The sequence below is a fragment of the Streptomyces sp. NPDC033178 genome, from assembly GCF_055577685.1.
On the sequence record NZ_JBVIPT010000030.1, the window covers coordinates 1 to 24,101 of the forward strand.

Below are 24,101 nucleotides of genomic sequence, written 5' to 3' on the forward strand. Positions count from 1 at the left end.
ACTCCGGCGGGTAGTGCTTCATGACCACGAGATGTCCGTTCTCAGATCCTCAAGATCTAGTGTCTCGTGTGTCCAAGATCAAGGGTCAAGGTCCGAGCTGGGATATCTCGAACTCGACCGCCGCGGAGCTGAGATGCTCTTCCAGGTTCTGACCGAGCGTGAGGAAAAGAGCAGTGTCGCCATTGCCTCGAATGAATCGTTCGGCGGCTGGACCCGGACCTTCACCGATCCCAGGCTCTGCGCAGCCATTGTCGACCGGCTCACCTTCAACGGAGCGATCATCGAATCCGGCCCCGAGTCCTACCGGCTGGCACAGACCAGGGCCAGGCAACAGAAGAACGGCACATAACTCCCACTCCAGACCCGATACTCCGGGGCCACCCGGTCCCGGAGACCGGAGCCGATTCAAACCGGAACTTTCCTCCACTCGATCTTCAGCTGGAGCCAACTCAGGCCGGAAGAGTGGAGCCGCTACCAGCCGTTAAAGCCACCCCTCGACGTCCTCGCCGAGACAGGTTCCCCGCCTCCATCACCTGGCGCACCGCTCACTGACCCACGCCGAGGGCCACGGATACCTGTGGCCTGCACCACCAGGAGACCAAGCACCTGCCGAGTGCTACGCATATGCGGCTGGGCACAACTACTCACGAAACTGTCAGCTGTACCCTCAGCCGGACGACGCATCAAATCGCCTGACCAGCAGCGAAGCACGACTGACACCCCATCAGAACGAGCGTCGAATGAGCGCCACGAGCGTCATTTCAGCGTCAAGATATCGCCCGTAAAGCCCATGATGTCGCACCCAGCCCCCAACCAGCCGGGAACCGTGCGGCGAATGACGCCGGAGAGGGCTGACAGCCTCGCGCGCCGTTCAAGGCATACCTCAACACCCGCTTCACGGAAGCTCAGGGCCAGGTCAGCGGCACCCGACTGTTCCTGGAGATCCAGGCTCGCGACTACCGCGGCAGCCGCCAGGTCGTCCGCAAACACCTCGCCGCACTCCGCGCGGGCACCGCCGAACCGGCAAGCTCCGCGGACTGCAGCGAATCCTGGCCTGGTGATGCTGTTGTCACCGAGCGGCCTCCCAGGCCGTCCACAATCCGGCGTACACACCACCGGCATCAACCAGCTCTCCGTGGGTGCCGGTCTCGATGATCCGGCCGCGCTCCATCACCATGATCCGGTCGCAGGCTGCTGCCTGGGAGAGACGGTGCGCGACTACGACTGCGGTGCGCCCAGCGAGGACAGCATCAGCAGCGCGGTCGAGCTGTCCGGCGTAGGCGGAGCCGGCCTCGGCGGTCGCTTCGTCAAGGATCACCAGATCAGCGTCGGTGAGCAGCAAGTGGGTGAGCGCAAGTTGCTGCGCCTGTGCGTCGGTGAGCGGGTGTCCGCCGACGCCTATCAGGGTGTCCAACCGGTCGGGGAGAACATCGAGGATCGATGCAGCGCCGGTGGCTTCGAGCGCTGCATGGAGGTCGTGGTCGGTGGCCCCGGGCGCGGCGAGGGTGAGGTTGTCGCGCAGGGTGCCCGCGAAGACGTGGACCTCCTGGGTGATCATCGCGGTACGGCTGGGGCGAGTCACCGTCCCGGCCTCAGGTAGGTGGGTGCCGGCGACCACGCCGGCGAGCGTGGTCTTGCCTGCCCCGGACACGCCGACGACGGCCACGCGCTGACCGGAGGGGATGTCGAGGGTGATGTCGTCGAGCACTCGCGGCCCCTCGCTGTAGCGGAAGGAAACCTCGTCGAGCTGTACGGCGGTGCTCGCGGCCTGCGCCGGGACGTCCGACGAGCTGATCGGAATCGTGACGACCCCGATCATGCGGCTCAGCGATGCGAGGGCGGACTGGAGGGTGTCGATGACCAGCAGCAGCTGGTTGACCGGTCCGAGCAAGCGCAGCACGAGCAGCATCGCGGTGGTGGCGCCGCCGACGGTCGATACGTTGTGGTCGATGAGGACGAAGCCGACGACGAGTACGGCGGCCAGGCTCATGCACTCCCCGACGTTGAGCCGGGCATTGAGCATGCTCAGCACGGTGCGTGCGCGTAGCGACTGCCGCGCGACGCGCCAGGAGTCCGTCATCACAGCCCGGTGCCGTTCCTCGGCGAACCCGAAGCCGAGCACGGTGGCGTAGCCGCGCTGGGACTCGAGGATCTGCTGGGCGCGCGCGCTCATCGCCGTGCGCTCGGCCCGGTAGACCCCTAGTCCGATGCGCAGGTACCACCGCGCGGCCAGCACGTAGACCGGCAGTACGACGGCTAAGGCGGCCGCGTAGGGCCATTCCAGTGCCGCGAGCCCGCCCAGCGACACGACGATGGTGAAGGCGGTGACGGTGAGCACCGGGATCACGGCGGGGGCAGCGTCGGCGACAGCGGTGACGTCGTCGCTGGACCGCGAGATCAGGTCTCCGGTGCCGGCGCGCTCGACGTGGTGCTGTGGGAGCGCCATCGCGTGGCCCACGAGCTCCTCGCGCAGTGCGGCCAGGATGGAGTGGTAGACGCGGGTGGCGAGCACGATCGTCAGCGCGGTGCCCGCAGCACCGAGGACTGCCGAGAGTGCCAGGACGACCGTGACCGTCAGCACTGTGGCGAGGTCCGCGGTGCCGGCCTGTACGCGGTCGACGAGGAATCCGATCGCCACGGAAACGATCAGGTCGACGCCGGTGCTGACGATCCCGAGCACCCCGGTCGCGGCGAGCCGGAGCCGGTACCCGTGGCTGAGCCGCCACACCTCTCTGAGCGTCTCGCGGCCGCTTGCGACGGGCAGCCCGGACAGCTCGGCATCGGAAGCCGCGGTCTCGGTCCCGGCGGAGGTGCCGCTCACGGCGCTGTCCTTGCGGTCGCGGGTACGTCGTCGGACAGCTCGACGACGCGGTCGCAGGCAGCGAGCATCGCCGGGCTCGATGCGATCAGCAGCGTCGAGCGGCCTGCCCGGACACCATGCAGACGGTCTGCGATCGTGTGCTCGGTGACCGAGTCGACCGCGGTGGTCGGGTCGTGCAGCACGAGCACCGGGGCATCGCTCGCCAGGGCGCGGGCGAGCGCGACCCGCTGGCGCTGGCCGCCGGAGAGCCGGTTGCCGCCCTCGCCGACCGGGACGTCGAGGTCGGCCGCGAAGTCGTCGCAGGCGGCGGCTCGCACCGCGGCGTCCACCCTCTCGGACGCGCCGGCGATCACGGCGACGTTGTCGCGGAGGGTGCCGCTGAACAGCGTGGCGCGGTGCGGCGCGACGGTGACCCGGGAGCGGTACTCGACCGGGGACAGTTCCCGCGCCGCGATCCCGTCGAGCCGCGCCTCGACCCCTCCCTCGGGCCGCGGGTCCAGCAGTGCCTCGACGACACGGGCGGCGGTCCGGTCGTCGGCGCGCACGCCCACGAGTTCGCCGGGCTCGACCCGGATCGTCACGCCGGGCCCGGAGATGGTCGGCACGACCACGTCGAGCTTCGGCAGCGCGGTGACGTCCCGCCGGGTCGCGTCATCGGGCCCAGCCGTCGACGTAGTGTTGTCCCGCAGCACGTCGAGGACACGCACGGACGAGGCGCGGGCGCCTGCGAGGTTGGGGATGGACGTGCTCGCGATCGCCTGGATCTGCGGCAGCAGCGCCTGGGCGAGGCCGACGGCGGTGATCAGCCCGCCGATGCTGAGCTGTCCGTCCACGGCGAACCAGCCCGCCAGCCCCACCACCGCAGCGACGAACGTGCCGCTGATCACGCCCGAGCCCACCAGGAACCTCCCCAGCAGGCCCGCGTTGCGCCTGGCGCCTGCAAGGGTCTCCTGGCTTGCCTGCCGGTACCGGCTGGTCGCCTCGGCCTCGGCACGCATCCCCTTGATCACCCGGTAGCCGGTGACCAGGTCCGTGGCCTGTCCGACCGTGGAGGCCAGCAGCTCCTGGTACTCGCGGGTGTCCCGGGAGAGCCGCTCGCTGAGCACGCCCATCGACCAGACCGCGACCGGCGCCCCGAACAGCACCACGAGTCCGAGCAGCCAGTGCGTCGCCAGCAGCGATACCGCGATGAATCCGATGGCCGTGATCCTCGAGACCGGGATGATCGTCAGGGTCACCGCGTTGGACAGGCGCGCGACGTCGTTCGTCATCACCAAGACCACGTTGCCGCCGGGCGCACGGGCGGTGCCGCCGACCGGGTGCAGCACACCTGTGGAGAGGGTGCCGCGGAGTCGGTGCTGCAGTACCTGCACCGCGTGGGCGGTCAGCCGCAGCGAGAGCCTCGCCGCCGACGTCAGCGCGACGTACAGGGCCACCAGCACGCCGAGCCACAGGACCAGCTGTCCCTCGTCCCCGGTCGCGACGGCCCGGTCGATCGCGAGTCCCATCACCACCGGGACCGCGGACTCGCCGACCTGCCACACGATCGCCAGCAGCATCGCAGGAACGCTGATCCGCCGCACCGAGAAGATCACGCGCAGCAGGAACCGGCCCGGGGTGGTCCCCGGCCCGGACTCGAACGGCCGGGCGCCGAGCGGTTCGGCGGGAGCGAGCAGGAGCACTGGCAGCCGGCGGGTCAGCGGTCCGCGCCCCAGTCCTGCGGTGTCGGCGCCCGAGAAACGCAAGGAGTTCCTCATGACTGGCTCCGATCCCCGCTGCGGAGCGGGAAGCACCAGAGCAGGGCATCGGCGAAGATTCCTCGCCACCACGCGTAGTCGTGTCCGCCGGCGAACTCCCTGTAGAGGGTGTCGTAGCCCTTCCCGATGAGTACGTGGTCCAGCCAGCGGCTGTGGGTGTTCGAGCTCTCCAGCTCCCCGACGTCGTGGAAGACGCGGACCGGTGCCGTTTCCACGGCCAGGTAGTCGGCGATCAGTGTCGGTACGGGGGTGCGGCGCAGCAGCTCGCCCGGTCCGGTGCCCCATCTGAGGTCAGGGTGGTAGCCGCACGACGGGGACTGGAGGATGGCGTTGCCGAACGTCGTCGGGTGGTGGAGCGCCGTCCAGCCGGCGCACAGACCGCCGAAGCTCTCGCCGGCCAGCGCGACGTCACCGGGGTCCCGCGAGAGCGGATACCGGTGGTGCAGCCACGGCAGCAGTTCCTGGACCAGCATCCGGGAGAACGCCGGGTTGCAGAGCAGCTCCTTGTCGCGCTGCGGTGCGGGCCGGCCGACGAGGACCACCGCGCAGGGTCGGACCAGTCCCGCCCGGACCAGGGCGTCACGAACGCTCGGCGCGCTGTGGTCCGGCGTCCCGTCGAGGTGGATCACGAAGGGCAGTGCGCTGTCGTCCGAGAACTCTCCCGGGGGCATCGAGACCCAGATGCGGCGTTCGTCTCCCAGGAGCTCACTCGCCAGCACCGCAGCTTCCACTGCCGGGGTCGGCCGTGCTTCGGCCTGATCGAGCCAGGGCAACGGCACCGCGTCGGGCAGCACTGCCACCGAGGCACCGGAGAACCGCTCCACCGAGCACTCCGAGAACCTCGGTGGCGGGTTGAACGGGTCCGGAACCCGTTCGCCGTCACCCGTCGGCCCGCGTCGTGCGAACACGTAGGAGAAGCGCAGGTCGGAACGCATCCGCAGGGTGAGAACGCGGAATGGCGTCCCCGTCACCGGGGCGAACTCCGTGTCAATCGGGTTGAAGCCGATCCTGGGGCCGATCACCACCGAGAGGGTGACCGTCGTGTCGTCTCCGGGCTCGTCGACGAACGTCACCTCCACCTCGTCCGCAGAGACCCGCTCGACAAGTGGCGCACCTGTCTCCTTGAGGTGTCGTCTGAACCATTCCGGGCTCCACTCACGGGTCAACAGCCTCTCGACAAACGGATCAGCCACTTCTCGCACTCTCTACGTCGATGTTGTCGGCGCACTTCCGTCGGGTTCGTTCGCGGCCGAGCGGCACCACTTGGGGGCTGCCGGCCACCGGATCGGGCACCACCAGGCAGCGCAGGCCGAACACCTCCTCGACCAGCTCGGCCGTGACGACCTGATCCGGAGTGCCCTCGGCGACCACCGCGCCATCCTTCATGGCGACCAGATGGGTGCCGTAGCGGGCAGCGTGGTTCAGGTCGTGCAGCACGGCGACCAGGGTGTGGCCGACGTGGTGCAGGTCGGTGAACAGCTCCATCAGCTCGATCTGGTGGGTGATGTCGAGGAAGGTGGTCGGTTCATCGAGCAGCATGATGTCGGTGTGCTGCGCAAGCGCCATCGCCACCCACACGCGCTGGCGCTGCCCGCCCGACAGCTCGTCCACCAGGCGCCCGGACAGGTCGGCGACCGAGGTCTGGTGCATCGCCCTGAGCACGGCCCGCTCGTCGTCCTCGGTCCACTGCCGGATGAACCCCTGATGGGGGTACCGTCCGCGGGCCACGAGGTCGGCGACGGTGATCCCGTCCGGGGCGATCGAGGTCTGCGGCAGCAGTCCGACCCGCCGCGCCACCTCTCTGGTCTTGTAGGAGTTGATGTCGGCGCCGTCGAGGACGACCTGCCCGGCCGAGGGCTTCAGCAGTCGGGACAGGCTGCGCAGCAGGGTGGACTTGCCGCACGCGTTCGGGCCGACTATGACCGTGAACGACTCGTCGGGGATTGCCACCGAGAGGTGCTCGGAGATGATGCGCCTGTCGTAGCCGATCGTCGCCGACTCCACACGCAGGCGCGCGGTGTCGGGCGGGGTTGCGCTCACAGGCGTCTCCTGGCTTCGCTGAACAGCAGGTAACCGAGGTAGCCGCCGCCAAGCACAACGGTGACGATGCCGACCGGCAGCGGGGTGGGGGCGACGTGCTGGGCGAGGTAGTCCGACACCAGACACAGCAGCGCGCCGACGAAGGCGGCGGGGGCGAGGGTGATTCCGGCGGTATGGGCGAGTCGGCGTCCGATCTGCGGGGCGACCAGGGAGATGAATGCGATCGGCCCCGACGCGGCCGTGACCGTCGCCGTCAGCGCCACTCCCACCAGGATCAGGCCAAGGCGTACGGACGGGACCCGTACCCCTTGCGAGGCGGCCGCGTCGTCACCCAGCTCCATCTGCCGCATCGGCCGGCTCAACATCCCGGCCAGCAGCAGGAGTACGGCGATGCAGGCGCCGCCGATGACGACCTGGTCCCAGGACACGCCGTTGAGCGACCCGGCACCCCACGCCGCCGCGGACATCGCCTGATCCAGGTCGGCCTTGAGGATCAGCCAGGTGTTGAGCGACCCGAGCATCGCCGAGACGCCGATGCCGACGATGATCAGCCGGAACCCCTGCACCCCCCGTCGGTGGGCGAGCACGTACACGGCCACGGCGGTGGCCATCCCGCCCAGCAACGCCCCGCCGACCAGCTGCGCATAGGTGCCGTTGACGACCAGGATCACGATCAGTGCGCCGGTGTAGGAGCCCTGGGAGAACCCGATGATGCCGGGGTCGGCGAGAGGGTTGCGCAGCAGTGACTGGAAGAGCGCCCCGCTCGCCCCCAGGGCTGCGCCGAACACCAGCGCCGCGGCCACCCGGGGCAGCCGCCACTCGACCACGATGTCGTGGACGATGTCGGTCTCCCGGCCGGTCAGCGCGGAGAGCACCTGCCCGGGGCTCAGCGGGTACGAGCCGGTCATCAGCGCGAGGACCGCTGTACCGGCGACCGCGACCGCGAGCACCGCGCAGACGACGACCGAGCGCCACTGGAGCCGTACCGCGAACCGCCGGCGCCTCAGCACCAGCACCTGCCGCCCGAAGTCCACCCGCGGAATGTGCGTGTTCATAGTCCGCTCGATTTCTTCCGCCGCACCAGCGCGACGAGAACGGGAGCGCCGACGAAGGCGGTGACGATACCCACGGGGATCTCGCCGGGTCTCATCACGATGCGGCCGAGGATGTCGGAGACCAGGAGCAGGCTCGGGGCGAGGAGGATGCTGTAGGCGAAGATCCAGCGCTGGTGCGGCCCGACGATCCAGCGGGCCACGTGCGGCACCATGAGTCCGACGAATGCGATGGGTCCGGCGATCGCGGTCGCGCCGCCGGCAAGAAGGGCGAGCGCGATCACCGCGAGCACACGGGTGCGTACCAGCCGGACCCCTTGGGCGATCGCCAGCTCGTCACCCAGAGCCAGGGCGTTGAGCGGGCCCGACATCGCGAAGGCCAGGACGAGTGCCACCGCGAAGAACGGCAGGATCGGCCACATTACCTCGAGCGGGCGACCCGCGATCGACCCGGCGTTCCAGTTCCGCATCGCGTCGAAGGCGTCCGGGTCGGTCAACTGGAGTGCCTCCCTGGCGCCGCCGAGCACGGCACTGACGCAGACCCCGGCGAGCACCATGACCACCGGCGAGTGGCCCTGCCGTGTCGACCCGAGGGCGAGCACCAGGAGCGTGACGATCAGTGCCCCCGCGAACGCGAACCACATGTAGCCCTGGACGTCGCGGACGCCGAGCAGGCCCACGGCGACCGTCACTGCGAAGGACGCACCGGCATGGACGCCGAGGACACCCGGATCGGCCAAGGGATTGCGGGTGAGCGCCTGGATCAACGCGCCCGACAGACCGAGGGCGACGCCGACGACCAGACCCACGATCGTGCGCGGCAGCCGGAAGTCGCGGATCGCGAACTGGTCGGTGTCGGCCGAGGAGTGGAACAGCGCGTCCCACACCGTGGACGGCGCGATCGCCGTCGACCCGATCATGACGCTCAGCATCAGCAGGACCACCAGCACCACCAGTGCGACGGCCAGGCCGAGTAGACGACGACGCGGTCCGGGCACCGTCTCGGTGCCCGGACCGTCCTGCCCCAGGGCGAGGGCTGTCACTGCTTGCCGGGGAGGGTCGCCAGTGCGCTGTCGAGCGAGTCCAGGTACTGGATGACGGGCCCGTAGGAGTTGTTGCCGGGGCAGAAGACTCCCAGCGCTCGACCGGAGCCCACGGCGGGCAGCGCCTTCCAGGTGTTGGTCGCGACCACCGACTTGAAGGGCTCTGTCGGCTTGCCGTCGGCGTCGACGGAGTAGGTGATCACGTCGTACTTGGACAGCTCACTGATCTGCTCGAACGGCAGGGACTCGTAGGCCAGGGGGTCCTTGCCCTCGGCTGCCTCGGGGAGGTCCAGGCCGATGTCGTCCCGGGCGATCTCGGAGCAACCGATGTCCGCGATGTAGAACGTTCCGGGATCGCTCCAGTCTCCGCGGGAGACGTCGACGAACGAGGTGCCGTTGATGATCTCGCTGTAGGTCGTCTGGATCTTGGCGACCTTTTCCTTGTACTCCGCCTTCTGCCGGCTGAGCGCGTCCGAGACGTTGCCGACGTCCGCGATGGCGTCGGCGAAGGCCTTCCACTCGGTGTCGAGCCCCCAGTTCACGGTCGGGGCGACTGCCTCTAGTTGCTTGCCGACCTTGTCCCAGTCATCCGAGGAGAACTGGACCAGGATGAGGTCCGGCTTGAGGGCGGCGAGCTTCTCGAGGTCCACCTCACCACCGCTGTCGCCGATGATCTCGGCTGCCTCGTACGCGGTCCTCTGTTCCTCCGGCAGCACGTTGAGCTCGGAGTCGGACGCCTCGGTGACGCCCACCGGCTTGCCGCCCAGATCGATGAAGGGGAGGTTCGTGTTGCCGATCGTGACGATTCGCCGGGGGTCGGCGGGAACCTCGATGGTGCCGTTCTCGGCCTTGACGCTGCGGGTCCCGACGGCCTTGTCGCTGCGGGTCGCGGCGGCCTTGTCGCCGGTGTCGTCACCGTCACTGCCGCAGGCGGTGAGGACGAGCGACGCGCTCATCAGTGCGGCGGCGAGGACTGTGCCGCGTCTCATCAGGGGGGCGTTGCTCATGGATGTTCTCTTCTTCTCGGTGTGGAGTGGTTCAGTCGGCGGTGGAGCGGAGAAGCTCATGGACGGTGGCACCCAGGCCGACGGTGTGCGCCGACCTGCGCGTGAGGCCTGCCCGGGCGATGACGGCGTCCAGCTCCGCTGCGGTGCGAAGGCCGGAGCCGTGGCAGACCAGGCCGATCAGGTCTTCCTCGCCGTCGTGCTCGTCGAGGTCGTCGGTGTCGAAGACCTCCTCGATCAGCAGCACCCGTCCGCCGGGGACGAGGTTCTCGGCCGCCCGGCGCAGAGCGTGGGCGGCGTCGGCGTCGGGCAGGGTCTTGAAGGCGCGGCAGACGAGCACGGCGTCGGCAGCTGGGCCGGGCTCGAAGACGGACTGCTCCAGCACACCGACCCGCGTGCGTTGCTGCTCGTCGGGAATCGTGGCGGGCAGGTCGCGGCGCAGCCAGTCGGCCTGGGCGGGCAGGGCGCAGATCGTCACACGCAGACTTTCGTGGGCTGCGACGTACTCACGGGCGTGGGCACCGGCACCACCGGAGTGGATCACCAGGTGCTGGACTCCGGCGAGCAGGCCGGACGTGGCGATCGGTTCGGCCAGTGCGGGCTGGAACTTCGCCAGGCGCTCCAGGTGACGGTCCTCGTAGTCCTGCTCGGCCCGCACCTCTGCAAAGGTCTGGCCGGTGACCGAGGTGTAGGCGGACCGGCCGGTGCGGACCGACTCCGTGAGGCCGTGGATCCCGAGCATCTCGCGACCGACCACCCCGGCGGAGTGGAGCCGGTCGGCGATGAACTCGAGAGTGAGGACGTCGCCGACCGGCGTCAGGGCGTAGTGACCCGGCTCTGTCTCGGTCACCACGTCCAGGGTGTGCAGGTAACGCAGCAGCTTGCCCAGAGCGCGCTCGTCGGCGCCGACCTGGGCGGCCAGCTCGGTCACGCCGGTCACGCCGCGGGAGACCAGATCGGGAACGCCCAGCTCGACGGCGGTGCGGATCGCGATCGGCGCGACGAGCTCGGTCAGGTCGTGGAGCTTCTGGAACGGGGTGACCGTCCTCTCCGGGTCGGGTACCGCCCCGTCGGACTCCAGAGCGACGACCTCGGAGCGACGCCAGTAGCCGGCGAAGTCGATGTCCTCCTTGGCCACGCCACGGTCCTCAACCAGGTGCCGGCGGATGTCCCGGACGGCCTTGTGCTCGCCTGCCAGCCACACGAACGCCTGGCCAGACCACCACTCCGCACTGCGGACGGTCTCGGTGAGCAGCGACACTGTCCCGGTCATTGCGCCGGAGCGGACCAGCCACGTCACGTCGACCCCGGGCAGCTCGCGCAGCTCCTGACGGTGGGCGTCCTCGGCGATCTCAATGAACACCTGCGCCCGGGCGTCGAGCGGGAGATCGTCGAGAAGGCGGCCGATCGCGGGGAGTGCGGTGTCGTCGCCTGCCACGAGCAACCAGTTGGCGCCGGTCGGGAACGCCTTGGACGTGCTCGGGCCGCTGAGGTGGATCCTGTCACCCGGCCGGGCGCGATGGGCCCACGTCGTTCCCGCGCCCACCCCGTGCTTGACGAAGTCCACGTCCAGCTCGCCGGCCTCGGGGTCCCACCGGCGGACCGTGTAGGCCCTCGACAGCGGTCGAGGATCCCTGGGCACGATCAGCTTGGCCTCACCCTGGACCGGGAGCACCGGATCGCGCTGACCCGGGTACGGGAAGTAGAACGCGAGGTCGTCGTCGAAGCCCGGGGACTCGAAGGCCGGCCGCACGAACCCGTCCGCAGTGGTGAACGCACGCAACTGTTCGCCGCTCAGCGTGACCCGCCGCATTCCCGGGGTGATGTCGACTGTCCGGACCACCTCGACCTCACGCAGGGTCGGCGGGCGCACGGTGAGTCGGCGCGAGGTCTTGGGCATGCGGGGAACTGACCTTTCCGGTCGCTGCGAGGGCAGGAGTCGCGCACCGGCGTCGGGAGGGCGCGCACTGCTAAAGTTAGGCAAGCCTTACCCTCAATAGGGTGCGCAGACTGCCGCATGGTTAGGACAGGGTGGACCCCTCCTCGTTCGCCGCAGGTGCCGGCGACCCGCCGCCGATTCCGGCCGCGCGGTTGGGTTCGGCAGATGCCCCCGCTCGACCGCTGCTGCTCTGGGTTCGCACCGGCGTGGCGCAGGTGCGCCTCGACGGCGGGCCTGTGCTCCACCTGGAGGCCGGCGAAGGCGCCTGGATTCCCGCGGACGGCTGGGCGCAGCGGGCGGTCATCACCGAGCCGGGCACTGTCGCCTTCCCGCTGTGGCCCCACGTCGGCGTCGGCGCTTGGGGGGTGTCGGAACCGACGCGGTTCGACGTTCCCAGTGGCTGGCAGGACTGGTTGATCCAGCTCTTCAACCTGCAGGTCACCCCGTTCAGCGGCCGCGGGTACTCCCCCGAGGCGATCGAGGCGCTCCTTCGGCGTCCTGGCTCGCGCTCGCCGGCGCCCGTCGGGGCCGGGCGGGAACCGAGCTCAGAGGGGTTCGCCCCGTCGGCGATGCCGCGAGCCCTCGGCGCCAGAGCAGTCGCCGAGGAACTGATTCGCGACCCCGCGCTCGACCTCACGGTCGAGCAATGGGCGGCGCGGGTGCTCTCCAGCGCGCGCACCCTTCGCCGTGGCTTCCTCGCCGACACCGGGCTCACGTTCGAGCAGTGGCGGCTGCTCTGCCGACTCGGCGCCGCCGTCGAGTTCCTCTCTGCCGGTTACGACGTGGACCAGGTGGCCGCTCGAGTGGGCTTCGCCAGCCGCAACGGCCTCACGCGGGCCTTCAAGGGACGGTTCGGACTGACCCCCCACGAATTCGGACGGAAGCTCTCCGCCCGACCCGGCGCCAACGGGCTGACGCAACGGACGGCGGCGGCCCGGCAGACCGACGAACTCTTGCGGATGATGCGCAGGACGGACACTCCCGCTGCGCCCGAGATGCTGCCCGCGGCCAGCACGCCGTCGCACACCAACGACATCCACGTCCTCAGCTGGATGTATCGAGGCAGCGGGTACCTGGACATCGGCGACCAACGCTACGAGCGGGATCGAGGGGTGGCGACCTGGATCCCCGCAGAAATGGAACATGTCACCGGCCTCCGCGAGAACTCCGTCTCCCTGCCGCTGGGCAACGCGAGTACCGGCGACCTCCGACTGACAATGCCGCTGCAGGTGCGGTTCTCGCCTGCGTGGGACGACTACTTGATGTTCTGCTCGATCAGCGCCCGCTCCGGACTGCGTCCTGACGACCACAACCCCCGCCACATCCTCGACCTGTTCGCGGAACAGGTTGCCGCGCAGCGAGCGCTGTCGGTGCCCATGCCCACCGATCCGCGCGCGCGTGCTGTCGCGATGGAGTGCTTGCGTCGTATCGGCGAGCCCGGCGGAACGCATGATGTCGATGTCTGCGCTGAGATCCACCGCGCCTTCCGTGACGAGACAGGTATGACACTGGGGCGTTGGCGCTACGCCGCCCGCATGCGCATCGCTCGCGACCTGCTCGCCGGGGGCGCGCCGCCCAGCGCCGTCGCGCGCCGGATCGGGTACGCCCACCTACCCACGTTCAGCGTCGCCTTCTCCCGCTTCCACGGACTCTCTCCGCGCGACTACCAGCAGCGCGAGTCTGAGCGGAACTAGTGTCCTGCGCCGTGGATCGTGATCTCGATGGTGAGGGGCGTCGAGGCGGCAGGTGTCCAGCGTGGATCATCTCGCCCGAGATCGCCCATGCCGTCGCGGGCGTCGGCTCCTTCTCCGTCTACCCGAGTTCACCGCGCCGGAGGGCGTCCCTTATCTCGCTGAGCTTCGCGGTCGTTGCCGGGGTCCGCTCCTGTGCTTGTTCAGCGAGTCGGAGGGCATCATCGATCTCGCTGAGCTTCCTGGAGGACAGGACGGCCGCCCGCTCTATCAGGTCGTCCCGGGACACGGTGGTCAGCCACGTGCACGGGGTGAAGCCTGGACGCGGGAACGCGAGCCGCAGCACGCCTTCGAACGGCAGCCCTTCACCGGCGCCGACCGTCACTTCGATGCCCAGACCGCTGATGTCGACGCCCGCCGGAGCGACGACCTGCATCACCTGGAACCCGGACGCGTCGTCTCCTGACAGCAGTACGACCAACCTCCGCTCGTCGAACTGGACCCACCAGACTTCGCCACGTTGCACAAGTCCTCCGATACACAGGACGGCAGGCAGACGCTGCGCGACCTGACGCGGTGTGGAGACGGGTGCCGCCACCGTTGATCATCGGCGTGTGAAGACAAACGATCATGCGGTGGCCGCAGGTCACAGCGTAGACCCTGCCTGCTGGCAGGAGACGTTCGAGGGCCTGATGAGCCAGACAGCGGGACGCTTCACACGGGTCGAATCCCTACGCCGGGCCCGGAAGTTGGTACTCGGCCTGTTGTCGGACCTGCCGCGCAAGAACTGCTGGACCATCGCCGAGTGGACCGGGGACAGGACCCCGCACGGCATGCAGCACCTGCTCGGGAGGGCGAAGCGGGATGCCGACCAGGTCCGCGACCAGGTGAGTGACTACCTGGTGGAGCATCTGCACCACGACGAGGCGGTGCTGGTGGTCGACGCGACCGACGACGTGAAACAAGGCACCGACACCGTTGGAGTCCAGCGGCAGTACACCGGCACCGCGGGCAGGATCGAGAACGCCCAGGTCGCCGTCCACCTGGTCTACGCCGGCCGCCGCGGGCACGCCGCAGTGGACCGGGAACTCCATGTTCCGCGTTCCTGGACCTCCGATCCCGACCGCTGCCGGGCCGCCGGCCTCGGTGACAATACGGAGTTCGCGACCAAGCCGGACCTGGCCGCTCGCATGGTCACCCGATTCCTCGACGCCGGCCATCGGGCCGCCTGGGTCGCGGGAGACGAGGCCTACGGCGGCAACCCGAGGCCGCGCACCGCGCTGGAGGAACGCGGCACCGGCTACGTCCTCGCGGTGGCCTGCTCGCACGAACTCACCACAGGCGCCGGGAGGTTTCGCGCCGACATGTTGGCCAGGAAGGTGCCCGAGAGGGCCTGGCAGAAGCTGTCCGCAGGGACCGGAGCCAAGGGCCACCGCTTCCACGACTGGGCCGTCATCGACCTCACCGATCCCCGGCCCGGGAGCCGGCAGCTGCTGAACCGCCGCAACCGCGGGCGGCTTGGGTCGGAGCGGTTGATGGGGTCGTTGACGCTGTAGCTGTAGGCGGAGAGGTTCTGCGGCTCGTACGGGGCGCTGAGGGGATCCGGGCTGAGGAAGCGTCCAAGGGGACCGGGTCGTAGGCACGTGCGCCGAGCAGGACCATCTGAGTTCGCTGCCAGGTCACCACCGACCCAGTGCCCCTGTGGATGATCCGCAGAAGTCGTCTGCCTTGATCGTCATCGATCTCACGGACACGTACTCGTTCTGCCACCCGCACAGCCTGACGGCCACGCGCCGCCCGGAACCGGACCCGAGGGGCGCGTCACATCACGACCGGGCAATGTTGCCTGGTGCGGCACTGGGTGGTCATGTCCGCATGCCAGGCCGCAGCCCTTGCCCCACTCGACTACCGGCCTTGACCAGCCAGCCAGAGCCTCACCTCCTGCCAGGCGGCCCGCCCCTCGGCCTCCGCGCCCCACCACCAGGAGAAAGGCGAATCACCCGAATCCAGCTCCTCCCGCCACCAATGGACGCTCTCGTTCAGGTGCTGACGGGCGATCGGGCCCTTCTCCGCCTCCCAGCGGGCCAGCCACGGAGTGACCGAGGACGCCGCCGTCACGCAGCCCTCGAATACCTCGGGTGCCGAGGTCGGCGGAGCTTTCGTCCGCAGGGTCCTGGTCCATCACGCGTCCAGGAAACCCGCGACGGCCTGGGCCTGCTGGCGGGGCCACTGCGGCCAGCCTGCCGCAGCCAGTCCCCGAGCCCCGAGGTCAGACTCGTGCTCCCCCTCAGCCAGGATCACGACGAGCTCTGGCAGAACCCGTCTGATGATCGCAGGCTGGTCGTCCCAGTGGGAAGGATGCTTCTGAGCTACGCGGCGTGCAAGCTCCGCTGGGACTGGTGGATCGGGAGTTCGCAGCAGCTCGACCTCGCCCGTATCGAAGCACCGGCCACAGCCGGTCTCGTCCACACGGGCCGTCATGCCGCCGAAGACTTTCGCGACCCTGGCCACCGCGGCGGCGAGGACATCGGCATCCGGAAGAGTCACAAGGCACCCCGTCGAAACTCCAGCAGGTCGCCCCCGACCGAAGAGAGCGACGCTACCAGGCGACACCTCTCCACGGCCGAACGGGGCGAACATTGCCTGATACGGCACTAGATCGCGGTGAAACCGCCGTCAGCGGCGACCACGGCTCCCGTGACGAAACTGGAGCGGGGCGAGACGAGGAAGCACAGGACCTCGGCGATCTCCTCGGGCTGCGCCACACGTCCCAGTGGCTGCGCGGCGGCGAAGGACGTCAGGTAGGCGCGGCTGTCGGGGCGGAGTGTGTCGAGGAAGTCCGTCTCGATGACGCCCGCGGCCACGAGGTTGGCGCGGATGCCCAGCGGGCCGCCCTCGACGGCGAGCACCTTGGTCAGTTGAGCCAGAGCGCCCTTCGACGCACTGTAGGCGACGCCTTCGGGCAGGGCGACGGTAGAGGCGTCCGAGCCGGTGCTCACGATGGCGCCGCCGGCACGGCTCTTCATGGCCCGGAATGCCTCGCGGGCGCAGAAGAAGGAGCCGCGGGCGTTGACCGCCATCACGGTGTCCCAGTCCTCGGCCGTGGTTTCGGTGACGGGCTTGTTCTGGGTACGCCCGGCATTGTTCACGAGGATGTCCAGCCCACCGAAGGCGTCCAGGGCCCTTGCCACCGCACGGTGGGCGGTCTCCTCTTGGGTGATATCACCGTTTGTCGTGTTGACGCCGGGAAATTCCTCCGCCAGGTTCGTGACGTCGGGGCGGAGGTCGAGGGCGACGACCCGGGCGCCGCGGGCGTGGAGGAGCGCCACGGTCTCCCGGCCCACCCCTCGCGCGGCTCCAGTCACGAGGGCGATCTTCCCAGCGAACTCGGTGGATTCGGACGTTGCGGCGGATGCGGTTGCAGGTGTCATGGTGCGGTCCCTGGAGAAGGTGAGCATGAGTGCAGGCGTCGGTGCAGGACACCTGAGGTGCTGTGCAGTGGTGCGGTGCGCGGACCGGGTGGGCCGCGCCGTTGACGCATTCACGGCACGCCCACGTGGACGTCGTACGGCTGGGTTGTTCAGTGCGCGGTGAGCCCGCCGTCGACCACCAGCTCCGCGCCGGTGACGAACGAGGAGTCGTCGCAGGCCAGGAAAAGGATCGCGGGGGCGACCTCGTCGGCGCGGCCGGCTCGGCGCATGGGGGTGCGTTGGATGTCCGGCTGCTGGTCGCCTTGGTCGTCCAGGAGGTCCTGGATCATTGGCGTGGCGATCACCCCAGGATGCACCGAGTTGATCCGTACTCCCTGCCGGGCGTACTCGACCGCGGCGGTCTTGCTCAACAGGCGCACGGCCCCCTTGGACGCCTGGTAGGCCGCAGCCGCACCGCTTCCCACCAGGCCGAGTACTGACGACGTATTGATCACCGACGCGTTGCCGCTCGCACGCAGGAGAGGCATCGCCGCCTTCATGCCGAGCCATGTGCCTTTCTGGTTCACGTCAATGACGCGGTCCCACGCTTCTTCCCGCGTGTCCTCGATACCTGGCCAGTCCAGGATGCCGGCGAGGTTCACGAGCACGTCCAGTGTTCCGAACCGGTCGCGTACGACGGTGATCACTTCGTTCCACTCCCGCGCGGAGGAGACATCGAGGCGGGCAGTGACGACCTCCGCACCGCGTGCCTCGATCCGGTGGGACAGCTCCCGCAGGGGGCCTTCGGCGACATCGGTGATCACCAGCCGGGCGCCTTCGCTGGCGAAGAGCTCGGCGGTCGCTGTGCCGAGGCCGCCAGTCGCGCCTGTGATCAGCGCGACCTTGCCGTCAAGTCGTTGTCCTGTCATGGATGTGGTCCTTGATTCTCGTTGATGTTGACTGACTGCTGTGTCGGGACTTCCTGGTCCGCCGACGGCGGAGTCACACCGTGGTACCAGGGCGGTCACGGGCCCGGCCTTCTCTACGACTGCTTCTGCTCCCGGTAGAGCACGAGGTGCTAGTGACAGAGCACTCCGTCCCGAATGTCGCCCGTGGCGGCAGAGTCGGTGTCGTCGGCGTAGTCCAGGTGGCTGCCGGCCACCGAGTACCGGCCGGTGTACGCGCCCGCCCGCTCACCGCGGGCTTCGTCGTACCGGCCGTCCGGCAGCAGCTCCTGCCGGATGTGACCATCCGCGGTCACCCGCACCCCGACCACGTCGACTTGGTCGCCCTCAACGGTCCCGGTCATGGCGGACTCCTCTCCTCGCACGATGTGGTCGTTCCCGCTCCACCGAGTCTGGGCAGGCCACCAGCCATCAACCAGGACGTGTGCTGCCTAGGCATGGCACACCCAGGCAGCACACCGAGCCCTCGCCTAGCCTGAACACATGGACGACAACCACCTGGGAGACTTCCTGCGCGCACGCCGCGCCGACCTGCGGCCGGAGGCCGTTGGCATGGCGAGTTACGGGCCCCGCAGAGTCGCCGGACTGCGCCGCGAGGAGGTCGCCGTCCTGGCCGGAATCAACGCCGACTACTACACCCGCCTGGAACAAGGCCGCGAGCGCAACCCCTCACCCCAGGTGATCGACGCACTCAGCCGCGCACTGCACCTCGACACGGAGGCCCGCGTGCACTTGTACCGGCTGGCCGGGGCCACGCCGAACGACCGGCCCTCGGCCCGTGCCACCGAGGCCGGGAGCGTACCGCAGGACAGGCACGCCAGGTCCTGGACGCGGGCGGCCCCAACATCGGCCTGAAGGATGAGATGGCCGGCAAGGACACGGCGCATCTCGCCTCAGCACTCATGGCAGCCGAACCGGATGAGTCCAGGCAGTTCGCACAGGAGCCGGCGGCAGACACCTGCACCTGACCCGGCCACTCAGCGGAACGGGACCGTCGGCTGCCACGCCACGGTCCCTCCGGCTGATGGGCGCGGGCCTCCACCGAGAACCGGGAAGTACTCACACGGACCCTGCCTCAGACCGGCCGTCGTTGTAGCGACGGCTGAATACTCGCCGCGGACGATCCCCGGCTCGGACGAACGTTTCCCATGGCTGCCCCGTCATTAAGGAAACGAGGAAGGACCTGTACATGGCCAGAGGGCGTGCCGCACGACGGCCCGGTGAGGACGATCAGCCGTCCTTGGTCGATCCGGCCGAGGTCAGGCGCGTGCGCGCGGTGCTGGCGCTGGGCGGCGTGCCGCGGGATGCGCTGGACGACGGTGTGCAGCGGGTCAGGCTCAAGCTGCTGGAGGAGCGGGCCGACCCGACGCGACCGGAGGTGCGTGATCCCCTGGCCTGGCTCACTGTTGTCGCCTCCCGTGTGTCCAGTGACTGGCATCGCTCACAGAGCAGAGACGCCGGGCTGCGTCGGCGCCTGGCCGAGCGCTGGTCTCGGCCGCCTGTGGAGCATGTCCGAGGAACAGCGCCTGCTCGCCCTGGCGGTGGCGGATGAACTGGAATCGATGCTCCCGGCGCACCGGCAGGTCCCGGTGTTGCGCTACTACGCGGATCTGCCCATCCGTGAGATCGCGCAGCTCCTGGACGTCCCTGAAGGAACCGTCAAGAGTCGCTTGCACGCGGCTCAGGCCGTAATGCGGGCGCGGCTGCGCCAGGTGGAGGCGATCTTGACATGACCCCGTTGACCGGCCCGGAGGAGGACCAGTTGCGGCTGGCCCTCGGCATGATCGGTGAAGCGGCCGAGGACGGCGGGAGCGGCTCTGGGCAGGGTCCGCGCCGCGTTTGGATGAAGCGTCCCGGCACGATTGCCGGCGCGTTGGTCGCTGCCGCGGCCGTCGGCCTGGTTCTCCTGGCGTACGGGCTTGCTGCTGATGGTTCGGACGGTTCCCGGCAGGATCAGGGACAGGCCCTGACCGAGGTGGAATGGATTGCCTGCTCGCCGAAGATCGTCGAAGGAGACATCGCGGCGATCGAGGACCACCCCGAGCAGGCCGACGCCGTGAAGGTCACGCTCACCGTCACGGACTGGATCAAGCCGAAGCAGGGCTCTCAGCGACAGATCCAGTTCACCACCATGAGCGGCAAGTGGAAGGGCGAGACTGCTTACTCGACGGGGGAACACATGCTGGTGGTTGTCATGGACCGTCCTGACGAGCCGGCCGAGACCTTCCGGGTCGACGGGGCCGGGACATCACGGACCCTGGCATCCTTCCGCAGCCGGATCGACAAGGATCTACCTGCGGCAGCAAAGACGGAGTGCCCTGCCTTCTGGCGCAATCGAGACGAGTAGAGCAGGGGGCGAGCGGACAGTTGACCTGGAACCGTCTGTGGTGCGATGGGTCCAGCAAGGTAGAGGTTCGGACGTTTGGCGATATCGCCGGTGAGCTCCGTTCAGGCGGTCCGGGGACCGTTATGAGGGCCGGCTTCGCGATCGTCGGCGCGGGCCTGCTCGGAGTCGAAGGCCCGGGCCATCTGCCGCTGCTGTCCTGGCGCAGAGGGACCGGCGGCAAGGAGCCGAACAGACCGTCGGCGCCCCAGGACAGCGCCGCAGCCGCCCAGCAGCAGCCCGCACCAGAACGTGTCGTGGGCGTGCGCGCGGCGGAAGAGGTCCAGCACCATGGCCTCGGTCGGCAGGATGACGGGCACGTCCGAATGCTCGTCCCCGATCCCTGCCGTCTGCACCAGCCGCGTGTCCCGCACTCCGACGACCCCCAATCGTCCACGGTCAACGATAGATCTGCGAGCAGCGGGATCCACAAGCCACAGAGCGCTGGGCACCGAACCCCTCGCACGGCAGGCACCTACTAGGTACCATCGGGTGTATGCCATCCCTGAATGTGTCGTTCACCGACGAGGAGCTCGAAGGCGTGCGCGCGGCCGCGGCCGCCGAAGGCAAGAGCCTCAAGCAGTATCTGCACGATCTCGGTGTCCGTGAGATGCAGCGCAGCCAGTTCGTCGCGGGTGCGAGGCACTGGGCTGACCGGCTGCGCGGGGAGTTCGACGATGCCTTCCCCGACGAAGTGCCCCCCACCGAGCGCCCGGGCGGAGCCGCAGCCGCCTGATGCACCTGCACATCGACGTCTCCTGGCTTCTCGACGTCCAGGAGGCCGCCCTCCGCAACGGCGAGGACATGTCCGTCGCGGACTACTCTGCACTGGTCGCCGCAGTCGCCCGGCACAAGACCAAGCTGCCCACCCTTGAGGCCGCCGACCCGGACGCCGCATGGCGCGCCGCGGCGCTCATGCACACCATCGTCCGACTTGAGCCGCTCCCGTACCGTAACGGCCTGTATGCCGCGTTCATCACTGCCCAGTACATGAGTCAGTCCGGCGAGGGCATCGACCCGCCGTACGGCACCCTGTCCGATCTCGTTCGGAAGATCCGCGATACCCGCCTGCGGGTCCCCGAGGTCGCTGACCAACTGCGCTCCTGGAAGATCTGACCGGGGGCACCTGGACCCGCTGGGGGCTGACGTGGCATCGCGCACGGCAGTCACGTGATCGAGGGGATACAGATCGCGGGCTCCTGTAAAGGATCAACGGGAGCCCGCGATGGATGCCTCACTACTGCCTCGGGACTCTCTGCCCACCGCGGTATTCGGCTGTCCGGGACTGTGAACGGCAATCCCGGACAGCCTCTACTTGTACTGGCCCGCGGTCGCCGCGTCGCCGTTGCGGAGCTCGCGCACCACCCGCCGGGGCACCCTGGCGCGGATGGCGATCTCGCGGTCGCTGCGACCCCAGCCGATCGCGGCGCTGACCAGCTGCAGACACTCGGCGCGCGGCGGCTCCAGCGCCTTGTCGACGGGCTCCGTCGAGGGGGCGGCCGCGGGGTGGTGCGCGCCTTCATTCCGCAGTCCCACCGGCCGGGGGCCGAGGCGGAGGTGGACTTCGGCGACGTGAAGGTACGCCTGGCCGGTGAGCTGGTCACCTGCTTCGTGTTCGCGATGCGCCTGTCGTATTCAGGCAAGGCCGTGCACAGCATCTTCGCCTCCTGCGGCCAGGAGGCGTTCCTCGAAGGCCACGTCTACGCTCTCAGCGTGCTGGGCGGAGTGCCGACCGGCAAGGCCCGCTACGACAACCTCCGCTTGGCGGTCGTCACGGCCGAGCACAACACGACCATCCGCGGCGTCGTGGAGTCGCCAGCGGTCAGCGACAGCACCGGCGCGACAGCGTGCCCGGGACCACCAGACGCCTGGACGTAGAACTCGGCGACGGCGATCGCCCCCACTACGCGGCCGCAGACGTGCCCGTCAGGGCAGGCCGGAGACACCCAACGAGGCGCCCAAGTCCCCTGCCCCACGTAGTCGACCGTGGGGCAGTGGACTTGCCGTGTCAGCCTCGCGAGACTGCGAACCCCAGGGCCGGTCAGTTGACCGCAAGAACCGCCGTGTTGTTCGTGCGATCCGGATCGAAGTCGAACGGGTACTCCCCGAACTCTCCGAACGGGGGGTGGATGCTCACGGCACCGGTCGCGCCTGGCACCACGGTGTCGACACGCACGGAGAACGCGAACGTGCGCTGGGTGTCCTCCAGTACCCAGTACCTCAGGGAGCAGTCGTAGCGTGGGGCGCCCGTCTTGTTCTCGTAGTAGCCGCCGGCGAGGGTGCGCGGGGAGCAGCCGGACGGCACGCCGGTGACCTTGGTGCCCTCGGGCACGATCAGCCGGACTGTGGCGACCGGGTCGCCGGAGCCGAGGTTGCCGAACCAGGCCGGGCCATTGTTCTTGAACGTGAGCTCCGCCGTGGCCGTCTCACCCGCCGCGCCGGAGATCGTGTCACCGGTCACGGAGAAGTCCGCGGTGTTGTCCGCGCCGATCTGGAGGACGGTGTAGTCGTTCTCGGAGTCGAGGTCCTGGGCGCCGTCGCCCGGCTCGACATCGATGTCGAGGCGCTCGTTCAGTGCGTGCGGGGCAAGTCGCACGGTCAGCGGCTCTGGCAGTTCGAAGGTGTCGCCCGGCGCAAGGACCTGGTCGAACGTGCAGAGTGCCTTGTTCGACGGTGCGTAGTCGATACCAGTCGTCGTGGTGTAGGTACAGGCGTCGTACCGGGTCAGATCCGTCAGGCCGTACGAGGCGTACAGCTTGATGGTGAACCCGTTCGTGCTCTCGTTGCCCATGTTGGTGACCTTGAACGGGATCGTCCGCTCGTCGCCGGGCTGACCGTCCTCGATGTCGGCGACGGGGTCGATGGCAAGGTCGGGCCCGGCACCGACGGTGAGCGTGGTGGCGAAGCTCTGGTGCGGCGCGGTGAGCGTGCCGTCAGGCCCGCCGGTGGCCGTCGCCTCGTAGGTGATCCTGCCCTGCGCACCGACTTCGGCGCCGTCAGCCGCGTGCACCGTCAGGAACACCTGGTCCTCGTAGTCGCCCCCGATCGCGGGAACCACGGGGATGTCGCACACCGCACTCGTGCCGCTCGGCGTGCAGTTGTCAGGCCAGGTCACCTCGGCGACCCCGGCGAGGTCGGAGATGTCGAGGGTGAGCCTGCCGTCGGTCACCGTGAAGTTCTCGTTGTCGTGGTAGAGGCCGACGCCGAGGGTGCGGGACTGCGGCTGGCCGCCGTCAGTGGCCAGCGGCAGTGTCTGCTCGTACGGCTCGTTGATCCACAACTGGTCGGTCTGCGGCGGATCGTCGTCAGCGAACGCGGGCGCGGCAAGGCCGACAGTCAGTAGACCGGCCGCCACCGCCACGGCCGCGCCGGATCTGAGACGTACCGGGCGTCCAGCAGAGAACAGTCTCATTGCTACCCCCCAGGGTGTGGTGACGCGCCGGCACTCCCGGCGCTCCGGCAGGATCATCACATGGCAGGCGGCCCGTCGCGCCCTGGTTTTCCGGCCCTGTTGGAGAACACCCGGCTACTGGCCAACCCGCCCTCTGTCCCGAGGACTTGGACGGCTGGGTCCTGCACCATTGCACCCACTTCTGGTGGGCCACTTACTCCGGCTACCCACAGCCACCACAGGCGTCCACCGGTCCGCCAGCGCCACCGCACTCAGCCCTCCGACCGGATGCGGGCCGCAATCTCCCATGCCCACCGGCCCGTGTCCAACGAGAGCCGACCGTCCTCCCCAGCGGTCGCCTGCAGCAGACGAAGCAAGTCGTGCGCCTCATTCAGGGGCAGCAGGGCCAGCCGCTCCGCGGTGAGCTCCCCGGGAGCAAAGTCGGCGGAATCAAAGCCAAGGGGGTCGTCGTCGTCCATGGCCTGGGCAACGTCCCCAGCGCCCGACTGGTCACGCACAGAGCCGCACCGGCCGGGATCACCCCCTGGAAGGGGCAGGGGATCGAGTGCCGGCGCAGGACTCCGCTCGTAGGCTGATGTACGTTC

The 24,101-nt window shown here is 69.1% G+C and carries 24 protein-coding genes and 4 pseudogenes; 9 read left to right on the plus strand and 19 right to left on the minus strand.

The features are described from left to right. A partial coding sequence (locus ACZ5VQ_RS45420; RefSeq protein WP_469110115.1) for an ATP-binding protein occupies positions 1-349 on the plus strand: 349 nt, incomplete at its 5' end. A 407-nt stretch (positions 350-756) separates the two neighbouring features. Here the strand turns inward: ACZ5VQ_RS45420 and ACZ5VQ_RS45425 are convergent. From ACZ5VQ_RS45425 to ACZ5VQ_RS45465, 9 genes are all read right to left on the minus strand, one after another. Beyond that, positions 757-990: a hypothetical protein gene (locus tag ACZ5VQ_RS45425; protein WP_469110116.1), complete on the minus strand. Its 234-nt coding sequence runs from the start codon at positions 988-990 to the stop codon at positions 757-759. A gap of 79 nt (positions 991-1,069) precedes the next feature. Continuing rightward, positions 1,070-2,821 (minus strand): ABC transporter ATP-binding protein, encoded by a 1,752-nt coding sequence (locus tag ACZ5VQ_RS45430; protein WP_469110117.1) that lies wholly within the window; start codon positions 2,819-2,821, stop codon positions 1,070-1,072. Then, on the minus strand, positions 2,818-4,578 hold the full coding sequence (locus ACZ5VQ_RS45435) for an ABC transporter transmembrane domain-containing protein (protein ID WP_469110118.1): 1,761 nt from the start codon (positions 4,576-4,578) through the stop codon (positions 2,818-2,820). The genes ACZ5VQ_RS45430 and ACZ5VQ_RS45435 overlap by 4 nt, the downstream gene beginning before the upstream one ends. Further along, complete coding sequence (locus tag ACZ5VQ_RS45440; protein ID WP_469110119.1) at positions 4,575-5,771, minus strand: alpha/beta hydrolase; 1,197 nt, start codon at positions 5,769-5,771, stop codon at positions 4,575-4,577. The genes ACZ5VQ_RS45435 and ACZ5VQ_RS45440 overlap by 4 nt, the downstream gene beginning before the upstream one ends. After that, positions 5,764-6,618: an ABC transporter ATP-binding protein gene (locus ACZ5VQ_RS45445; RefSeq protein WP_469110120.1), complete on the minus strand. Its 855-nt coding sequence runs from the start codon at positions 6,616-6,618 to the stop codon at positions 5,764-5,766. The genes ACZ5VQ_RS45440 and ACZ5VQ_RS45445 overlap by 8 nt, the downstream gene beginning before the upstream one ends. Beyond that, the gene (locus ACZ5VQ_RS45450; RefSeq protein ID WP_469110121.1) at positions 6,615-7,673 is read right to left on the minus strand and encodes a FecCD family ABC transporter permease; all 1,059 of its coding nucleotides are present in this window, start codon (positions 7,671-7,673) and stop codon (positions 6,615-6,617) included. The genes ACZ5VQ_RS45445 and ACZ5VQ_RS45450 overlap by 4 nt, the downstream gene beginning before the upstream one ends. Beyond that, positions 7,670-8,713 carry a FecCD family ABC transporter permease gene (locus ACZ5VQ_RS45455; protein WP_469110122.1) on the minus strand — a complete coding sequence of 348 codons (1,044 nt, stop codon included), beginning with the start codon at positions 8,711-8,713 and terminating at the stop codon, positions 7,670-7,672. Before ACZ5VQ_RS45455 ends, ACZ5VQ_RS45450 begins: the two co-directional genes overlap by 4 nt. Further along, positions 8,710-9,720 carry an ABC transporter substrate-binding protein gene (locus tag ACZ5VQ_RS45460; protein ID WP_469110123.1) on the minus strand — a complete coding sequence of 337 codons (1,011 nt, stop codon included), beginning with the start codon at positions 9,718-9,720 and terminating at the stop codon, positions 8,710-8,712. Before ACZ5VQ_RS45460 ends, ACZ5VQ_RS45455 begins: the two co-directional genes overlap by 4 nt. A gap of 31 nt (positions 9,721-9,751) precedes the next feature. Beyond that, on the minus strand, positions 9,752-11,617 hold the full coding sequence (locus ACZ5VQ_RS45465; protein ID WP_469110124.1) for an SIP domain-containing protein: 1,866 nt from the start codon (positions 11,615-11,617) through the stop codon (positions 9,752-9,754). A gap of 131 nt (positions 11,618-11,748) precedes the next feature. On the opposite strand from ACZ5VQ_RS45465, the gene ACZ5VQ_RS45470 reads away from it, so the two are divergent. Continuing rightward, positions 11,749-13,350 carry a helix-turn-helix domain-containing protein gene (locus tag ACZ5VQ_RS45470; protein ID WP_469110125.1) on the plus strand — a complete coding sequence of 534 codons (1,602 nt, stop codon included), beginning with the start codon at positions 11,749-11,751 and terminating at the stop codon, positions 13,348-13,350. 118 nt (positions 13,351-13,468) lie between these two features. Here the strand turns inward: ACZ5VQ_RS45470 and ACZ5VQ_RS45475 are convergent, their stop codons facing one another. Continuing rightward, the gene (locus ACZ5VQ_RS45475) at positions 13,469-13,873 is read right to left on the minus strand and encodes a type II toxin-antitoxin system PemK/MazF family toxin (RefSeq protein WP_469110126.1); all 405 of its coding nucleotides are present in this window, start codon (positions 13,871-13,873) and stop codon (positions 13,469-13,471) included. Positions 13,874-14,039: 166 nt separating this feature from the next. Between ACZ5VQ_RS45475 and ACZ5VQ_RS45480 the strand changes: the two are divergent. Beyond that, positions 14,040-14,858: pseudogene (locus ACZ5VQ_RS45480) on the plus strand (IS701 family transposase); the annotation flags it as partial. A gap of 127 nt (positions 14,859-14,985) precedes the next feature. On the opposite strand, the pseudogene ACZ5VQ_RS45485 reads toward ACZ5VQ_RS45480, so the two are convergent. The 5 genes and pseudogenes from ACZ5VQ_RS45485 to ACZ5VQ_RS45505 form a co-directional block, all read right to left on the minus strand. Further along, positions 14,986-15,117 (minus strand): annotated as a pseudogene (locus ACZ5VQ_RS45485) (IS630 family transposase); the annotation flags it as partial. A 135-nt stretch (positions 15,118-15,252) separates the two neighbouring features. Beyond that, entirely contained in the window at positions 15,253-15,465 is a 213-nt protein-coding gene (locus ACZ5VQ_RS45490; protein ID WP_469110127.1) for a hypothetical protein, read from the minus strand. A 536-nt stretch (positions 15,466-16,001) separates the two neighbouring features. Further along, on the minus strand, positions 16,002-16,778 hold the full coding sequence (locus ACZ5VQ_RS45495) for an SDR family NAD(P)-dependent oxidoreductase (RefSeq protein WP_469110128.1): 777 nt from the start codon (positions 16,776-16,778) through the stop codon (positions 16,002-16,004). 149 nt (positions 16,779-16,927) lie between these two features. Next, on the minus strand, positions 16,928-17,686 hold the full coding sequence (locus tag ACZ5VQ_RS45500; protein ID WP_469110129.1) for an SDR family NAD(P)-dependent oxidoreductase: 759 nt from the start codon (positions 17,684-17,686) through the stop codon (positions 16,928-16,930). Positions 17,687-17,835: 149 nt separating this feature from the next. Next, on the minus strand, positions 17,836-18,066 hold the full coding sequence (locus ACZ5VQ_RS45505; protein WP_469110130.1) for an Atu4866 domain-containing protein: 231 nt from the start codon (positions 18,064-18,066) through the stop codon (positions 17,836-17,838). Positions 18,067-18,205: 139 nt separating this feature from the next. On the opposite strand from ACZ5VQ_RS45505, the pseudogene ACZ5VQ_RS45510 reads away from it, so the two are divergent. The 3 genes and pseudogenes from ACZ5VQ_RS45510 to ACZ5VQ_RS45520 form a co-directional block, all read left to right on the plus strand. Continuing rightward, positions 18,206-18,511: pseudogene (locus ACZ5VQ_RS45510) on the plus strand (helix-turn-helix domain-containing protein); the annotation flags it as partial. Positions 18,512-18,911: 400 nt separating this feature from the next. Beyond that, positions 18,912-19,455 (plus strand): annotated as a pseudogene (locus ACZ5VQ_RS45515) (RNA polymerase sigma factor). Next, positions 19,452-20,069: a hypothetical protein gene (locus ACZ5VQ_RS45520; RefSeq protein WP_469110131.1), complete on the plus strand. Its 618-nt coding sequence runs from the start codon at positions 19,452-19,454 to the stop codon at positions 20,067-20,069. The pseudogene ACZ5VQ_RS45515 and the gene ACZ5VQ_RS45520 overlap by 4 nt, the downstream one beginning before the upstream one ends. Positions 20,070-20,170: 101 nt before the next feature. Here the strand turns inward: ACZ5VQ_RS45520 and ACZ5VQ_RS45525 are convergent, their stop codons facing one another. After that, positions 20,171-20,494 (minus strand): hypothetical protein, encoded by a 324-nt coding sequence (locus ACZ5VQ_RS45525; protein ID WP_469110132.1) that lies wholly within the window; start codon positions 20,492-20,494, stop codon positions 20,171-20,173. 107 nt (positions 20,495-20,601) lie between these two features. Between ACZ5VQ_RS45525 and ACZ5VQ_RS45530 the strand changes: the two genes are divergently transcribed. Continuing rightward, positions 20,602-20,841: a hypothetical protein gene (locus tag ACZ5VQ_RS45530; RefSeq protein ID WP_359858431.1), complete on the plus strand. Its 240-nt coding sequence runs from the start codon at positions 20,602-20,604 to the stop codon at positions 20,839-20,841. After that, entirely contained in the window at positions 20,841-21,221 is a 381-nt protein-coding gene (locus ACZ5VQ_RS45535; RefSeq protein ID WP_469110133.1) for a toxin Doc, read from the plus strand. Before ACZ5VQ_RS45530 ends, ACZ5VQ_RS45535 begins: the two co-directional genes overlap by 1 nt. A gap of 195 nt (positions 21,222-21,416) precedes the next feature. Here the strand turns inward: ACZ5VQ_RS45535 and ACZ5VQ_RS45540 are convergent, their stop codons facing one another. Then, positions 21,417-21,641: a hypothetical protein gene (locus tag ACZ5VQ_RS45540; RefSeq protein ID WP_469110134.1), complete on the minus strand. Its 225-nt coding sequence runs from the start codon at positions 21,639-21,641 to the stop codon at positions 21,417-21,419. A 36-nt stretch (positions 21,642-21,677) separates the two neighbouring features. On the opposite strand from ACZ5VQ_RS45540, the gene ACZ5VQ_RS45545 reads away from it, so the two are divergent. Beyond that, complete coding sequence (locus tag ACZ5VQ_RS45545; RefSeq protein WP_469110135.1) at positions 21,678-21,983, plus strand: hypothetical protein; 306 nt, start codon at positions 21,678-21,680, stop codon at positions 21,981-21,983. Positions 21,984-22,146: 163 nt separating this feature from the next. On the opposite strand, the gene ACZ5VQ_RS45550 is transcribed toward ACZ5VQ_RS45545, so the two are convergent. Both ACZ5VQ_RS45550 and ACZ5VQ_RS45555 read right to left on the minus strand, forming a co-directional pair. Beyond that, positions 22,147-23,517 (minus strand): COG1361 family protein, encoded by a 1,371-nt coding sequence (locus ACZ5VQ_RS45550; RefSeq protein ID WP_469110136.1) that lies wholly within the window; start codon positions 23,515-23,517, stop codon positions 22,147-22,149. A 251-nt stretch (positions 23,518-23,768) separates the two neighbouring features. Further along, complete coding sequence (locus tag ACZ5VQ_RS45555; RefSeq protein WP_469110137.1) at positions 23,769-23,975, minus strand: DUF6417 family protein; 207 nt, start codon at positions 23,973-23,975, stop codon at positions 23,769-23,771. Positions 23,976-24,101 lie beyond the last annotated feature (126 nt).

What these genes read in the sequence shown, in the direction of transcription:
- ACZ5VQ_RS45435 (WP_469110118.1), bottom strand. Translation starts at nt 4,578, where the DNA reads ATGAGGAACTCCTTGCGTTTCTCGGGCGCCGACACCGCAGGACTGGGG.
- ACZ5VQ_RS45450 (WP_469110121.1), bottom strand. Translation starts at nt 7,673, where the DNA reads ATGAACACGCACATTCCGCGGGTGGACTTCGGGCGGCAGGTGCTGGTG.
- ACZ5VQ_RS45460 (WP_469110123.1), bottom strand. Translation starts at nt 9,720, where the DNA reads ATGAGCAACGCCCCCCTGATGAGACGCGGCACAGTCCTCGCCGCCGCA.
- ACZ5VQ_RS45465 (WP_469110124.1), bottom strand. Translation starts at nt 11,617, where the DNA reads ATGCCCAAGACCTCGCGCCGACTCACCGTGCGCCCGCCGACCCTGCGT.
- ACZ5VQ_RS45495 (WP_469110128.1), bottom strand. Translation starts at nt 16,778, where the DNA reads ATGACACCTGCAACCGCATCCGCCGCAACGTCCGAATCCACCGAGTTC.
- ACZ5VQ_RS45500 (WP_469110129.1), bottom strand. Translation starts at nt 17,686, where the DNA reads ATGACAGGACAACGACTTGACGGCAAGGTCGCGCTGATCACAGGCGCG.
- ACZ5VQ_RS45505 (WP_469110130.1), bottom strand. Translation starts at nt 18,066, where the DNA reads ATGACCGGGACCGTTGAGGGCGACCAAGTCGACGTGGTCGGGGTGCGG.
- ACZ5VQ_RS45520 (WP_469110131.1), top strand. Translation starts at nt 19,452, where the DNA reads ATGACCCCGTTGACCGGCCCGGAGGAGGACCAGTTGCGGCTGGCCCTC.
- ACZ5VQ_RS45530 (WP_359858431.1), top strand. Translation starts at nt 20,602, where the DNA reads ATGCCATCCCTGAATGTGTCGTTCACCGACGAGGAGCTCGAAGGCGTG.
- ACZ5VQ_RS45535 (WP_469110133.1), top strand. Translation starts at nt 20,841, where the DNA reads ATGCACCTGCACATCGACGTCTCCTGGCTTCTCGACGTCCAGGAGGCC.
- ACZ5VQ_RS45550 (WP_469110136.1), bottom strand. Translation starts at nt 23,517, where the DNA reads ATGAGACTGTTCTCTGCTGGACGCCCGGTACGTCTCAGATCCGGCGCG.
- ACZ5VQ_RS45555 (WP_469110137.1), bottom strand. Translation starts at nt 23,975, where the DNA reads ATGGACGACGACGACCCCCTTGGCTTTGATTCCGCCGACTTTGCTCCC.